The sequence below is a fragment of the Prosthecodimorpha hirschii genome (assembly GCF_001305515.1).
Taxonomy (GTDB): domain Bacteria; phylum Pseudomonadota; class Alphaproteobacteria; order Rhizobiales; family Ancalomicrobiaceae; genus Prosthecodimorpha; species Prosthecodimorpha hirschii.
Genome location: NZ_LJYW01000001.1, coordinates 3,612,438 through 3,626,020, shown reverse-complemented (window position 1 = coordinate 3,626,020; position 13,583 = coordinate 3,612,438). Strand labels below are relative to the sequence as shown.

At 68.0% G+C, this 13,583-nt stretch carries 12 protein-coding genes; 4 read left to right on the top strand and 8 right to left on the bottom strand.

The genetic code is table 11. From position 1 onward, the window contains the following. Positions 1-31: 31 nt before the first annotated feature. From speB to ABB55_RS15845, 5 genes are all read right to left on the bottom strand, one after another. Positions 32-997 (bottom strand): agmatinase, encoded by a 966-nt coding sequence (speB, locus tag ABB55_RS15865; protein WP_054359675.1) that lies wholly within the window; start codon positions 995-997, stop codon positions 32-34. 24 nt (positions 998-1,021) lie between these two features. Beyond that, positions 1,022-1,846: an ABC transporter permease gene (locus ABB55_RS15860; protein WP_054359674.1), complete on the bottom strand. Its 825-nt coding sequence runs from the start codon at positions 1,844-1,846 to the stop codon at positions 1,022-1,024. A 4-nt stretch (positions 1,847-1,850) separates the two neighbouring features. Beyond that, positions 1,851-3,113: an ABC transporter permease gene (locus ABB55_RS15855; RefSeq protein WP_054359673.1), complete on the bottom strand. Its 1,263-nt coding sequence runs from the start codon at positions 3,111-3,113 to the stop codon at positions 1,851-1,853. A gap of 127 nt (positions 3,114-3,240) precedes the next feature. Next, positions 3,241-4,287 (bottom strand): ABC transporter substrate-binding protein, encoded by a 1,047-nt coding sequence (locus tag ABB55_RS15850; protein ID WP_054359672.1) that lies wholly within the window; start codon positions 4,285-4,287, stop codon positions 3,241-3,243. 103 nt (positions 4,288-4,390) lie between these two features. Continuing rightward, a complete protein-coding gene (locus tag ABB55_RS15845) occupies positions 4,391-5,485 on the bottom strand; it encodes an ABC transporter ATP-binding protein (protein WP_054359671.1) in 1,095 nt (364 codons plus the stop codon). 487 nt (positions 5,486-5,972) lie between these two features. Between ABB55_RS15845 and ABB55_RS15840 the strand changes: the two genes are divergently transcribed. After that, positions 5,973-6,851: a LysR family transcriptional regulator gene (locus ABB55_RS15840; protein ID WP_054359670.1), complete on the top strand. Its 879-nt coding sequence runs from the start codon at positions 5,973-5,975 to the stop codon at positions 6,849-6,851. Positions 6,852-6,867: 16 nt separating this feature from the next. Here ABB55_RS15840 and ABB55_RS15835 read toward each other — a convergent pair whose 3' ends face one another. From ABB55_RS15835 to ABB55_RS15825, 3 genes are all read right to left on the bottom strand, one after another. Beyond that, on the bottom strand, positions 6,868-8,160 hold the full coding sequence (locus tag ABB55_RS15835; protein ID WP_054362092.1) for an NAD(P)/FAD-dependent oxidoreductase: 1,293 nt from the start codon (positions 8,158-8,160) through the stop codon (positions 6,868-6,870). Between the two features lie 200 nt (positions 8,161-8,360). Then, a complete protein-coding gene (locus ABB55_RS15830) occupies positions 8,361-9,575 on the bottom strand; it encodes a M24 family metallopeptidase (RefSeq protein ID WP_054362091.1) in 1,215 nt (404 codons plus the stop codon). A 145-nt stretch (positions 9,576-9,720) separates the two neighbouring features. Continuing rightward, the gene (locus ABB55_RS15825) at positions 9,721-10,338 is read right to left on the bottom strand and encodes a DapH/DapD/GlmU-related protein (RefSeq protein WP_054359669.1); all 618 of its coding nucleotides are present in this window, start codon (positions 10,336-10,338) and stop codon (positions 9,721-9,723) included. Between the two features lie 158 nt (positions 10,339-10,496). Between ABB55_RS15825 and phnC the strand changes: the two genes are divergently transcribed. The 3 genes from phnC to phnE all read left to right on the top strand — a co-directional run bounded on the left by phnC (position 10,497) and on the right by phnE (position 13,339). Further along, positions 10,497-11,297 carry a phosphonate ABC transporter ATP-binding protein gene (gene phnC, locus ABB55_RS15820; protein ID WP_054359668.1) on the top strand — a complete coding sequence of 267 codons (801 nt, stop codon included), beginning with the start codon at positions 10,497-10,499 and terminating at the stop codon, positions 11,295-11,297. A gap of 58 nt (positions 11,298-11,355) precedes the next feature. After that, complete coding sequence (phnD, locus tag ABB55_RS15815; RefSeq protein WP_054359667.1) at positions 11,356-12,270, top strand: phosphonate ABC transporter substrate-binding protein; 915 nt, start codon at positions 11,356-11,358, stop codon at positions 12,268-12,270. Between the two features lie 181 nt (positions 12,271-12,451). Next, positions 12,452-13,339, top strand: coding sequence for a phosphonate ABC transporter, permease protein PhnE (gene phnE, locus ABB55_RS15810; RefSeq protein ID WP_054359666.1), 888 nt, complete (start codon positions 12,452-12,454; stop codon positions 13,337-13,339). Positions 13,340-13,583 lie beyond the last annotated feature (244 nt).

The following is a 13,583-nucleotide window of genomic DNA, read 5'->3' as shown; positions in this document are numbered from 1 at the left end:
TTTGAGAGGCGCCGCGCGGTCAAAGGCCCGATCAGGCCCCGGCCTTGCGCTTCGCCTCGAAGATGTAGCCGAGGAAGTTGAGCAGCACCTGGGCGGCGAGGAAACCCGTGATTCCGCTGGGGTCGTATGCGGGCGCGACTTCGACCAGGTCGATGCCGACCACCGCGTGACGCCCGGCCACCGCCTGCAGGATCTCCATCACCTCGTAATAGAGGAAGCCGCCATGGCTGGGCGTGCCGGTGCCGGGCGCGATCGACGGGTCGAAGCCGTCGATGTCGATGGTCACATAGACCCGCGCGCCGGCCGGAATGGTCGCCAGCACGGCGTCGCGGCCAGCCTTGCGCACTTGGCGCACCGACAGGATGGTCGAGCCGCGCGACCGGGCGTCCTCGTAGCCCTCGCGCGCCGTCGAGGAGACGTTGCGGATGCCGATCTGGGTCAGTCCGGCAACATGGGCCTGCTCGGCGGCGCGACGCATCGGGTTGCCGTGGCCTTCCGTCACGCCGTGGCGCACGTCGACGAAATCGAGATGGGCGTCGATCTGCAGGATGTGGATCGGCCCATGCTCCGAGAAGGCGCGGATGCAGGGGATGTTGATGGCATGGTCGCCACCGAGCACCACCGGAAGGGCGCCGGTGGCGAGGATCTTGCGCACCGCCAGTTCGGCATTGGCGTGGCTGCGGACCGTGTCGGTATGGACGATGTCGGCGTCGCCGGCATCGACGATGCGGACCTGGTCGAGCGGCAGGTAGGTGGCGTCGTCCTCGTGGTCGTAGGCGCCGCCATGGCCGAAGGAGAACAGCGTCGAGGCCTCGCGGATGGCGCGCGGCCCGAAGCGGGCGCCGGACCGGTACTGGGTGCCCATGTCGTAGGGGATGCCGAGCACCGCCACGTCGGCGTCGATGGCGTCCCAGTCGGTGACGATGGGGCGCTTGCCGAAGGTGCAGTGACCGACGAAGGGCAGGTCGAGGCGGCCCTTTTCGTAGCCGTGGCTCATGGGATGGGGCTCCGGGATGGGGGATCAGCGGCCGCGCGCGAGGCGCTCCGAGCGGCGGCGCAGCAGTTCGAGCGTCGTCATCAGGAGGGCGGCGAAGACGATCAGGAAGGTGGCGGCGGCGGTGATGGTCGGCGAGATCTGCTCGCGGATGCCTGAGAACATCTGCCGCGGCAGCGTCCGCTGCTCGGGGCTGGCCAGGAACAGCGCGACGACGACTTCGTCCCAGGAGGTGACGAAGGCGAACAGCGCGCCGGAGACCACGCCCGGCGCGATGATCGGCAGGGTGACGATCCGGAACACTGTCCAGGGCGCGGCGCCGAGGCTGGCGGCGGCGCGGGTCAAGGAGCGGTCGAAGCCGGTCAGCGTCGCCGTCACGGTGATCACCACGAAGGGCGTCGACAGCGCCGTATGGGCGAGGATCAGGCCGAGATAGCTGTTGTTGAGGCCGACCAGCGCATAGGCGAAATACATCGCCACCGCGGTGATCACCACGGGCACGACCATCGGAGAGATCAGGATCGACATGATCAGCCCGCGATAGGGCAGGTTGCCGCGCGACAGGCCGAGGGCGGCGAGCGTGCCGAGCGTGGTCGCCAGCAGCGTCGAGGCGAAGCCGACGATGGCGCTGTTCTTGATCGCCACCACCCAGCGCTCGTTGCCGAAGAAGTCCTCGTACCAGCGCAGGGACAGACCCGGCAACGGATAGGTGAACCACGGCTCGCTCGAGAAGGAGAGCGGCACGATGACCAGGATCGGCGTCACCAGGAAGACGAAGACCAGGACGCAGAAGCCGAGATAGGCGGCGTGGGTCAGGCGCTCGCCGCGCGAGGCATAGGACGGAAGAGCCATGACGCTACCCGAGCTTGACCTTGTCGATGCCGACGAGGCGGTTGAAGATCGCGTAGAACACCATAGTGACCGCCAGCAGCACGGCACCGAGCGCCGAGGCCTGGCCCCAATTGAGCTCGCGGTTGGTGTAGAGCGCGACGAAATAGCTGATCATCTGGTCGAGCGGTCCCCCGACCAGCGCCGGGGTGATGTAGTAGCCGAGCGACAGGATGAAGGTGAGCAGGCAGCCAGCGCCGACGCCCGGCAGGGTCTGCGGCATGTAGACCCGCGTGAAGGCATAGACCGGGCCGGCGCCGAGCGAACGCGCGGCGCGCATATGGGCCGGCGAGATGCCCTTCATCACGCTGTAGATCGGCAGCACCGTGAACGGCAGCTGGATATGGGTCATCGCCAGGACGGTGCCGAAGCGATTGTAGATCAGCTGGATGCGCTCATCGAGCAGACCGAGCCAGACCATCACGTCGTTGAGCACGCCGTTGGTCTGCAGGAGCACCACCCAGGCGGTGGTCCGCACCAGGATCGAGGTGGTGAAGGGCAGCAGCACCAGGAGCATCAGGAGATTGGCGTGGCGCGGCGGCAGGCTCGCCAGCAGATGGGCGATCGGATAGCCGAGCACCAGCGTCGAGACCGTCACCAGGAGGCTGATCCAGAGCGTGCGGAACAGCACGTCGAGGAAGATCGCCTGATCGGGCACCTGCCGGGTCAGGGCTCCGGTCTGGTCGAGGCGCAGGTCGACGGCGGAAAGCAGGTAGAAGGCGGTCATCGGCTGGCCGATCCGCTTCAGGGCCGACCAGAAGACCGGATCGGTCCATTGCGGGTCGCTCTTCTCGAAGACCGGCTTCCACGGGCCGCCGGCCGGAGCGCGCTCCAACTCGCGGCCGACCTTCAGGAATTTCGAGCGGGCGCCGGGGATCTCGTAGTTGACGCGCTTGCCGACCAGGCCGGTCGTGCGTGCCTTCTGGGCGGCGATCAGGTCGGCGGCGAGTGCGGCGAAGACCGGTTCGTCGGGAACCCCGCCCTGGGTCCAGCCCTTCATGGCCGCGACCGTCGCCGGCAGGGTCTCGGCCACCTCCGGATTGTCGATCGCCCGGTAGAGCATGAAGCCGAGCGGGATGCAGAAGCTGGCGACGATGAACAGGAGCAGCGGCGCGACCAGGGCGAACGAGACCAGCCGGCTGCGGCGCTCCGCCCGGGCGAGGCTCGCCTTCAGCGATAGGCCGTCCGGTCCGAGACCGGCGGCAAGGGCGGAGGCGGTCGTTGCGGTCATTCCGGTCCTCGGTCGCCCGGCGGGGCGGGATGCGGATGGGGAGGCCGGCCCGGGCCGCAACGATGGGCGGTCCGGGCCGTCGAAGGCGTCGCACGGGACGGCCCGTCAGTTCGGGCGCGTCATCCGATCACTGGGCGAGCCAGGTGTTGAAGCGCTTGCGCAGTTCCTCGCCGTTGTCGCCCCAGAAGACCGGGTCGTTGGCGAGCGCGGTCTTGGCGTTTTCCGGCGCGGTCGGCAGATCCTTGAGGATGTCCGGCGCGATATGCGGCGTGGCGGCGGCGAGCGCCGGGCCGTAGGAGATGTACTTGGTCTGCTCGGCCTGCTGCTCGGGCGAGGAGGCGAACTGCAGGAAGGCATAGGTGGCGTCGAGGCTCTTCACGCCCTTCGGGATCGCCCAGAGATCCCAATCCTGCAACTGGCCGTCCCAGACGATCTTGAAGTTGCGCTTGTCGGTCTTGTTGGCGCCGAAGATGCGGCCGTTCCAGGCGGTCGCCATCACCACCTCGCCGGAGGCGAGCAGCTGCGGCGGCTGCGCGCCGGCCTCCCACCAGACGACGTCCTTCTTGACGGTGTCGAGCTTCTTGAAGGCGCGATCGACGCCCTCCTTGGTCTTAAGCACCTCGTAGACCTTGTCGACCGGAACGCCGTCGGCCATCAGGGCGAATTCGAGATTGCCGAACGGGGTCTTCTGCAGGGCCCGCTTGCCCGGCCACTTCTTGGTGTCGAACAGGTCCGCGATGGTCTTCGGGCCGTCCTTGATCTTGTCGGCGTCATAGGCGTAGATCGTCGAATAGATGATCGTCGGCACGGCGCATTCGAAGGTCGAACCCTTCACGAACTTGTCCTTGCCGCCGAACTTGGAATAGTCGATCGGCAGCAGGATGCCTTCGTCGCAGCCCTGCTGGGCCGTCGCGGCATCGACGTCGATGGCGTCCCAGGTGGTCTTGCCGGATTCGACCATGGCGCGGATCTTGGAGATCTCGCCGTTATATTCTTCCTGCGTGATTTTGATCTTGGTCTTCGCCGTATAGGGCTTGAAATAGGCCTCGTCCTGGCTCTTCTGATAGGCCCCGCCCCAGGAGGTGATGGTCAGATCCTGGGCGAGGGCCGAACCCGCGCCGAGGGTCAGCGCCGCCAACGCCAGGGCGGCCGTGCGGATGGTCGTCTTGGACATGAATTCAGTTCCCCTTTGAAGGCCCCGAAGGGCGCGCGCTGCATATCGAGCCGGTTGAGGCCGGCATTCTCCCGAGCGGCACGGGCCCGCGCCCGTGCCGGATTCAACCGACGGCGTCGAGCGCCCGGCAATCGTCCGGGCGCCAGCCGATGCGGACCGGCGCACCGACGGCGAGGGACGGCCGGTCGTCGGAATTGTGGACCTTGACGACGAAGTCGCTGACGCCGCCGAAGGCGACGCGCACCCGCAGATGGTCGCCATGGAAGATCAGTTCCTCGACCGTGGCGTCGAACAGGTTCGCGACCGCGCCCGGCGCCGGATCGATGCGCACCCGCTCGGGACGGATCGACAACGTCGAGCGCGCCCCTACGGTCGCCTGCTCGACGGCGGTCGCCAGGATCGCCGTGCCGTCGTCGAGCCGGACGCGGCATTGGCCGCCCTCGCGCTGCTCGACCGTGCCGGTCATGCGGTTGTTCTCGCCGATGAACTGGGCCACGAAGGAGTTGGACGGGCGCTCGTAGATCTCGTCCGGCGGCGCCACCTGCTGGATCGCGCCCTCATTGAAGACGGCGACCCGGTCCGACATGGTCAGGGCCTCGGACTGGTCGTGGGTGACGTAGACCACCGTGACGCCGAGCCGCTCGTGGATGTGGCGGATCTCCATCTGCATGTGCTCGCGCAGCTGCTTGTCGAGCGCGCCGAGCGGCTCGTCCATCAGCACCAGCTTCGGTTCGAAGACGAGGGCCCGGGCGAGCGCCACGCGCTGCTGCTGGCCGCCGGAGAGCTGGCCGGGGCGCCGCGCCGTGAACGAGGTCAGGTGCACCATGTCGAGGGCGCGCTTGACGCGCTCGAAGATGGCGGGCCCGGCCACGTCGCGCACCCGGAGCGGGAAGGCGACATTCTCGGCGACGGTCATGTGCGGAAAGAGCGCATAGTTCTGGAACACCATGCCGATGTCGCGCTTTTCGGGCGGCACCCGGTTGAGCGGCCGGCCGTCGAGCGTGATGGTGCCGTGGGTCGGCGCCTCGAAGCCGGCCAGCATCATCAGAGAGGTCGTCTTGCCCGAGCCGGACGGCCCCAGCAGTGTCAGGAACTCGCCGCGGGCGATTTCGAGGTTGAGGTTCTTCACGACCAGCGTTTCGCCGTCGTAGGTCTTTTGGACGCCGGAGAATTCGACGAAGGGATCCGTCCTGTTCACCCTGAAGGTCCCCGATCCTGAATTGCGGGATGCTCGATCCCAGGGGTGGCGAGACGCGTCGGCCGGCCGGATCGTCCGGTCGTCGGTTGCGTTCACGGCCACACGCATTGCATCTTGCATGCCATTCGGCCCTTCACGCTCAATCATATCGGGAGACCCACCAATCGAGGGACCCGACGACTTGAGCGCGAGCATGCCGGACACTCGTGCGTCCGGCGAAATGAGAATCTTAAATCTCCCGATAAGCGTTCGATATTCAGCGGTTTTTGGGACATTTCCGCCGTTTTACTCGGCCTCATCGGGCGGCACCGAGCGCACATCGCTTGGGCAACCGGGCGGCCGATTCCGGCGAAACCCAGCGGTCCTGCCGCAAGGGGACGGACCGGCCGCCGACGCGGTTGCATAGAATCCGGGCATCGCACGGCCTGCCGCTTTGGCTTGCACGTGACGCCGGCCCGTGATGACATCGGGACGACCGGAGACGCCCATGCGCAACATCCCGACCGACCTTCTCAGGGCTTTCGTGACCGTGATCGACCTGAAGGGCTATACCCGCGCGGGCGAGCGGCTCGGGCGGTCCCAGCCGGCCATCAGCCTGCAGATCAAGCGGCTGCAGGATCTGATCGGGGCGCCGTTGTTCGAGAAGGATTCCGGCGGCACGCTTCTGACCGAGAACGGGCAACTGGTCGCCAACTATGCGCGCCGCATCCTGTCGCTGAACGACGAGCTGGTGGTCAAGCTGTCGCGCCGGCAACTCGGCGGGCGGCTGAAGATCGGCCTGCCGAACGACTATGCCGACCATTTCCTGCCGCTGCTGCTCGCCGACCGGCGTGCCCGCAACGACGGCGCCGGCTTCGATGTCGTGTGCGATCTCTCGGCCAATCTGTTCGCGGCCTTCCGCGAGGGTGGGTTCGACCTGATCGTCGCCATGTCGGAGGGCAGCGCCGCAGAGGGCGCCTGGATGTCCTGGCGCCAGCCGCTGTCTTGGGTCGGGCTGCCGGACGAGGCGGTCGACGAGGACGGTGTCCTGCGGCTGGTCGCCTATCCGGAGGGCTGTCTCTACCGCCGGGCCATGCTGGCGGCTTTGCAGCGCGACGGCCGCGCCTACGACATCGTCTATACCAGCCCGAGCCTGGCCGGGCTGGAGGCCGCGCTGACCACCGGCTTCGGCGTCACCGCCTTCTCGCGCGACATCCTGCCGCCGAAACTGGTCGGCCTCGCCCACCCCACCGCAGGGATGCCGGTACTGACCGATCTGGTCGCCGGCATCTATCTCCGCCCCGGCAAGACGTCGGCCCATGTCGAATCGCTGGCCGCACGGATCGCCGACCTGTTCGCCGCCTCGTCGCACGACATGGTGGCGTGACCGTCTTTAGGGCCGCTCAGAATCCGAACCGCTCCTTCATCAGGCCCCAGGCGAGCGCGGTCTTGACGCCGATCGGCCAGAACGGATGGAACCGCATCGGGGTGATCGGCGTGACCGGCAGCGGCAGGTCCTCCGGCCGGGCGCCGGCGACGCGGTCGGCGAGGATCCGGCCCATCGCGGTCGCCATGGCGACGCCGCGGCCGTTGTAGCCGAGGCCGATATGGAGGGTCGGTGCCGGCTCGTGCAGGTGCGGCAGATGGTCGGCCGTGACCGCGACGCGCCCGTTCCAGACCTGACGCCACTCCGCCGCCCGGAGGGCCGGGAAGAGTTCCAACGCGTGGGCGACGAGGCCGCGATAGTCGGCCGGATCCGCACTGTCGCGCAGCACGCTGCGGCCGCCCATCAGGAAGCGCCCGTCGGCGTCGAGCCGGTAATAGGCATAGCGCGCCGAGATCTCGTAGAGCACGGGCCGCGCCGGCAGGATCGCGGCGGCGATCTCGGACGGCAGCGGCGCGGTCGCCGCGATGGCGCTGAAGACCGGTGCGACGGTCGCCTTCAGCCGCGGCCAGAGCCCGTCCGTGTAGCCGTTGGTGGCCAGCACGACATGATCGGCCGTGACCGTGCCGGTGGGGGTTGCGAGCCTCCAGCCGGTGCCGGCCGGGGCGAGACGGGTCACCGGTGCGCCGCTCGCCACCGTCGCGCCGGCCCGGATCGCCGCTTCGGCCAGCCCCCGGGCATAGCCGAGCGGGTTGACGCTGCCGCCGCGCCGGTCGAGCGAGGCGCCCCGATAGGCCTCGGTGCCGGTGGCGGCCGCCGCAGCCGGTCCGTCGAGCCATTCGACCGGGGCCCGCCGTCGCGCCCAGCCCTCGACTGAAGCGCGCACCGAGCGTTCGGAACGGTCGTTGACGGCTGCCCGAAGGGTGCCGCCGCGGATGGCCTCGCAGGCGATCGCGTGTCGGGCGATCAGGTCGAAGACCAGGTCGGGCGCGCTGCCGCCGAGTGCCGCCATGGCGCCGCCGCGTTCCGGGCCGAAGGCGCCTTCCAGTTCGTCCGGTTCCCATTTGAGGCCGGGGTTGACCTGCCCGCCATTGCGCCCCGAAGCGCCCCAGCCGGGTTCGTGGGCCTCCAGAACCAACGCCTCGATGCCGCGTTCGGCCAGATGCAGCGCGGTCGAAAGGCCCGTGAAGCCGCCGCCGACGATCGCCACCGAGGTCCGGCGATCGCCGTCGAGCCGGGTTTCCGGCGGTGCCGGCCGGGCGGTTTCGGCATAGAGGGAGGCGGGCAATGGCTGTCGGGTCGGCGCGGTCATGCGGATGTCCATCATCGGGCCGGGGCGGCCGTCAAGCGTGAAGACCGCCCCTCGCAAGGCCCGTGCCGGCCGCCCGTCGGCCGACGCAATCCAGCCGGCCGACCAAGCCCCGGCGGCCAACTTCGCCCCGGCGGTCGATGCCGCCTTGGCGGCCCGCGCCACTCTGGCGGCCAGCGCCGCTCTGGCGCCCGACGTCGCGTTCAGGCGCGCAGGATGTTGTGCGCCGGACCGAACGGGAAGCCGGTGATGTTCTCGGCGCCGGTCTCGCGGATGACCAGGATGTCGTGCTCGCGGTAGCCGCCCGCCCCCGGCAGGCCTTCCGGGATCGACAGCATCGGCTCCATCGAGACGACCATGCCGGGCGCCAGCACGGTGTCGATGTCCTCGCGCAGTTCCACCCCGGCCTCGCGGCCGTAATAGTGGCTGAGCACGCCGAAGGAATGGCCGTAGCCGAAGGAGCGGAAGCCGAGCAGGCCGTGCTGGCGATAGATCTCGTTCAGCTCGCGGGCCACGTCCGAGCAGCGCGCGCCCGGCCGGATCAGTTCGAGGCCGCGCCGGTGCACCGCGCAGTTGATCTCCCAGATGCGCAGATGCTCGTCGGAGGCGTGTTCGCAGAACAGCGTCCGCTCCAGCGCCGTGTAGTAGCCGGCGATCATCGGGAAGCAGTTGAGCGACAGGATGTCGCCCGGCTGCACGGCGCGCGAGGTGACCGGATTGTGGGCGCCGTCGGTGTTGATGCCGGACTGGAACCAGACCCAGGTATCCATCAGTTCGGCATGCGGGAAGGTGCGGGCGATCTCGCGCACCATGGCCTGCGTCCCGGCGAGCGCGACCTCGTGCTCGCGCACGCCGGCCCGGACCGCATTGCAGACCGCGGCGCCGCCGAGATCGGCGATGCGCGCGCCCTGGCGGATCAGCGCGATCTCCTCGTCGGATTTCAGCGTCCGCATCCACATGGTCGGCTTGCCGAGATCGACGAACTCGGCGCCCGGGAAGGCCTCCTGCATGGCCTTGTAGAAGTCGAGATTGATGTGGTCGAACTCCAGGCCGATCCGCTTCGCGGCGGGGAGCTCCTGCTGCAGCGCATGGAAATAGTTGTCCCGGCGCCAGTCCGTATAGGTGATGTTGTCGCCGAAGCTGCGGCGATAGGGCTGGCCGGCATCGATGCCGGCCGTCACTGTGACCGCCCTGGCGTCGGTGACGACGAGCGCGTAGCGGCGGCCGAAGGAGCAGTAGAGGAAGTCGGAATAGTAGTTGATGTTGTGGTAGCTGGTCAGGATCGCCGCATCGAGCTTGAGATCGGCCAGCACCGCGCGCAGCCCGTCCTGGCGCCGCTGCATCTCGCCGGCCGAGAAGGTCGGCACGACCTTCTCGCCATTATGCATGGTCTGGAGGCGGCGCAGTTCGTTCGGCACATGCAAGGTCGTTTCGATCGGAGCGTTCATCGGCCCATCCATCGCGGTTGATGGCCCGGATGCTATCGGCACTCCCGCCCCGCCCGCGATTTGAAGTGCCTATGCGGCCATTAATTCGGGCCCGGCACGGACCGTTTGCCGCGCGTCAGCCGCCATGGGCCTCCAGGAAGGCCTCGACCGACAGGGCGCGGAACTGCGGCAGGGCCGCATGCAGGCGCTCGTGGCTCCAGTCCCACCAGGCGAGCGCCTGCAGCCGATCGGCAATCGCCTCGGGAAAGCGGCGCTTGACGACACGCGCTGGGACGCCGGCGACGATCGTGTAGGGCGCGACATCCTTGGTCACCACCGCCCCGGCCGCCACCACCGCGCCGGTACCGATGCTCCGGCCCGGCAGAATGACGGCGCCATGGCCGATCCAGACATCGTGGCCGAGCGTGACCGGCTGGGAGCGGCGCCAGTCGAAGAAGGCGTCCTCGTCCGGCTCGCCCGGAAAATAGGCCGAGGCGCGGTAGGTGAAATGCGCCTGCGTGGCCCGGTGCATCGGATGGTTGCCGGGGTTGATCCGGGTCATCGCGGCAATCGAGCAGAACTTGCCGATCCGCGTGTAGATGACGTTGGAATCGTTGACCACGTAGGAATAGTCGCCGAGCGTGCTCTCGGCGAACAGCGTGCGGGCGCCGATCTCGGTATAGCGGCCGAGATCGGCATCGCGCACGGCGGCGGTCGGGTGGATCAGCGGCTCGAGGCCGAGGGTCTTGGACATGGCGAGGCTCCGTCGGGGGCCCGCGCTGTGCACCCCTCCGATGACGCAGGCATGACACCCGCCGGCAGGCGGCCGCAGGCGAACGGCGATGCCGTCACGAAAGCGTTGCCGAGCGCGGGTAGCTGTTGGTCCCGACCAAACGGGTCCGGGAGACTGCCATGCTCGTCATCGAAGGCCTGACGCGACGTTTCGGCACCAAGGCTGCCGTCGACGACGTGTCGCTGGAGATCCCGGCCGGCAGTTTCGTCGGCGTGATCGGCCGGTCCGGCGCCGGCAAGTCGACGCTGCTCAGGCTGATCAACCGCCTGAACGATCCGACCGCCGGGCGGATCCGCTTCGGCGATCGCGACGTGACCGCGCTCGGCGGCGCGGCGCTCCGGGCCTGGCGGGCCGATTGCGCCATGATCTTCCAGCAGTTCAACCTGGTCGGCCGGCTCGACGTGCTGACCAACGTGCTGCTCGGCCGCCTCAACAAGGTCTCGACCGGCACCTCCGTGCTGCGCCTGTGGAGCGCGGACGACCGGGCCATCGCGCTGTCGGCCCTCGACAGCTTCGACATGGGCAGCTTCGCGCATCAGCGCGCCGAGAGCCTTTCTGGCGGCCAGCAGCAGCGCGTCGCCATCGCCCGCGCGCTCGTCCAGGAGCCCAAGATCCTGCTCGCCGACGAGCCGATCGCCTCGCTCGATCCGCGCAACACCAAGCTGGTCATGGATGCGCTGCAGCGCATCAACAAGGAATTCGGCATCACCGTCCTGTGCAACCTGCATTCCCTCGACCTGGCGCGCGCCTATTGCGACCGGCTCGTCGGCATGGCGGCCGGCAAGGTGGTGTTCGACGGCCGGGGCTTCGACCTGACCGACGACGTGGCGCGCCGCCTGTACGGGCTGGAAGCCGGCGACGTGGTCGACGAGACGGTCCCGACGGCGCCCGTGGCCGCGCGCGAAAAGGCCTTTGCCTGACGCAGGCCCCCATCCGACCCCTTCGATTTCTGCCGATCCCCAAAGGAGATCCGAACCCATGATCAATCGTCGCGCCGTTCTCGGCACCCTCGCCGCCACGCTCGCCTTCGCGGCCAGCCCCGCCGTCGCACAGGACTGGAAGGCCAAGTATCCCGAGCTGGTCTTCGCCATCATCCCGTCCGAGAACGCTTCCGGCGTGACCGACCGCTTCCAGCCGTTCATGGACTATCTGTCGCGCGAGATCGGCACCAAGGTCACCCTGCGCGTCGCCCAGGACTATGCGGCCCTGATCGAAGGCCAGAAGGCCGGCCAGATCCATATCGGCTACTACGGCCCGTCCAGCTTCGCCCGCGCGCTGATGACCGGCTCGAAGATCGACGCCTTCGCCATCGAAGTCTCCAAGGGCGGCGTCAAGGGCTACTACTCCGTCTTCTACGTGAAGAAGGACAGCCCCTACACCAAGATCGAAGACCTGAAGGGCAAGAATCTCGGCCTGGTCGACCCGAACTCGACCTCGGGCAACAACGTCCCGCGCTTCGCGCTCAACAAGATGAAGATCGATCCGGACGCCTTCTTCAGCAAGGTCGTCTATACCGGCAGCCATGAGAACGCCGTCATCGCGCTCGGCCAGGGCACCGTCGATGTCGCCGCCAACTGGTGGAACGCGGAAGACGATTCCAACCTGACCCGGATGGCCGCCAAGAACATGGCCAAGGTCGAGGATTTCCGGATCATCTTCAAGTCCGACATGATCGTGAACTCGCCGATCGCCTATCTGTCCGACATGCCGGAAGATCTGAAGGCGAAGATTCGCGATGCCTTCATGAACGCGGCCAAGAAGGACAAGGCCGCCTTCGACCGCATCTCGGACGGCAAGAACGAGCCCTACGAGCCGACTGACAACAAGGCCTACCAGCCGATCGTCGACCTCAACAAGTTCGTCGACGAGCTGCGCAAGAAGAAGGCCTCGTGAGATTGCGTTCCGCGCCAAAGCCCCGGCGCGGTGCGATCTTTTCAGCAGAATATTGCTCGATCGAAATTGCAGACGGCGGGTCCTGACGGGCCCGCCCACCTTCCGCGGCCGGTGGCTTGGCCCGCCGGTCGCCCTTCCCGTCAGGCCGCCCCGGCCTCGGCCGAACCGACGAACCGGATCCATGCGCGCCGACACCCTGCCCCGCCTCGATCCCACCGTCCGCGACCGTCTGGAACGCGGCTATCTGTATGCCACCGCAGCACGGCGCCGCCGGATGCTGGTCGGTTTCGGCCTGCTGGTGGTGTCGATCCTGCTGGCCGGCTGGATCGCCGAGGTTCAGCCCGCGAAGTTCTTCGCCAATTTCGGCAGCTTCACGAAATACATCCACGACATCCTGCCGGTCCTGCATCTCGATGCCGCCGATACCGGCATCGCCGAATGGTATTGGGGCTGGAAACGCTGGCTGAGGCTGCTCGGCGAGACCCTGCTGATCGCCTATGTGGGCACGCTGGTCGGGGCGCTCGGCGCCTTCCTGCTGTCCTTCCTGGCGGCCGGCAATCTGGTCCGCTCGCCGGGCCTGCGCTTCGCCGCCCGCCGCTTTCTCGAATTCTGCCGCACGGTTCCCGAGATCGTTTTCGCGCTGATCTTCGTGGTCGCCTTCGGGCTCGGGCCGGTGCCCGGCGTCCTGGCCATCGCCATCCATACGATGGGGGCGCTCGGCAAGCTCTTTTCCGAAGTCGTCGAGAATATCGACATGAAGCCGGTCGAAGGTCTCGTCTCGACGGGCGCCGGTTTCGTCGAGACCGTCCGCTTCGCCGTCCTGCCGCAGGTCATGACCAACTATGCCAGCTACATGCTGCTGCGCTTCGAGGTCAATGTTCGCGGCGCGGCCATCATGGGCTATGTCGGCGCGGGCGGCATCGGACAGGATCTGCTCGAGGCGATCCGCAAGTTCTACTACACCGACGTGAGCGCGATCCTGCTCATGATCATCATCACCGTGGTGGCGATCGACATGCTGACCGAAACCCTGCGGCATCGCGTTCTCGGCGCGGAGGGCGCTCGATGACCGCGCCGGTCCTGCCGCAGAGCCCCTTCTCCGATCGCCATTTCGATCGCGCCGCCATCATGGCGCGCTACCCCGGCGAATTCCCCGCCGCGGGCTTTGCCCCGGCGACCGCGCTGGCCGCCCTGGTGGCGATCGGCGGCATCGTGGCGTCCCTGGTCATCGTCGCCGGGGTCACGCCCGGGGCGTTCGGCCTTGCCGTGATCGCGGCCGGCCAGTCGATCGTCGGCGGGCTGGGCGAAGCCGG

Bases quoted from the DNA above. Each gene is read 5' to 3' on its own strand.
- phnC (WP_054359668.1), top strand. From the start codon at position 10,497: ATGCTCGTCATCGAAGGCCTGACGCGACGTTTCGGCACCAAGGCTGCC.
- speB (WP_054359675.1), bottom strand. From the start codon at position 997: ATGAGCCACGGCTACGAAAAGGGCCGCCTCGACCTGCCCTTCGTCGGT.
- ABB55_RS15825 (WP_054359669.1), bottom strand. From the start codon at position 10,338: ATGTCCAAGACCCTCGGCCTCGAGCCGCTGATCCACCCGACCGCCGCC.
- ABB55_RS15840 (WP_054359670.1), top strand. From the start codon at position 5,973: ATGCGCAACATCCCGACCGACCTTCTCAGGGCTTTCGTGACCGTGATC.
- ABB55_RS15835 (WP_054362092.1), bottom strand. From the start codon at position 8,160: ATGACCGCGCCGACCCGACAGCCATTGCCCGCCTCCCTCTATGCCGAA.
- ABB55_RS15860 (WP_054359674.1), bottom strand. From the start codon at position 1,846: ATGGCTCTTCCGTCCTATGCCTCGCGCGGCGAGCGCCTGACCCACGCC.
- phnE (WP_054359666.1), top strand. From the start codon at position 12,452: ATGCGCGCCGACACCCTGCCCCGCCTCGATCCCACCGTCCGCGACCGT.
- ABB55_RS15855 (WP_054359673.1), bottom strand. From the start codon at position 3,113: ATGACCGCAACGACCGCCTCCGCCCTTGCCGCCGGTCTCGGACCGGAC.
- ABB55_RS15850 (WP_054359672.1), bottom strand. From the start codon at position 4,287: ATGTCCAAGACGACCATCCGCACGGCCGCCCTGGCGTTGGCGGCGCTG.
- phnD (WP_054359667.1), top strand. From the start codon at position 11,356: ATGATCAATCGTCGCGCCGTTCTCGGCACCCTCGCCGCCACGCTCGCC.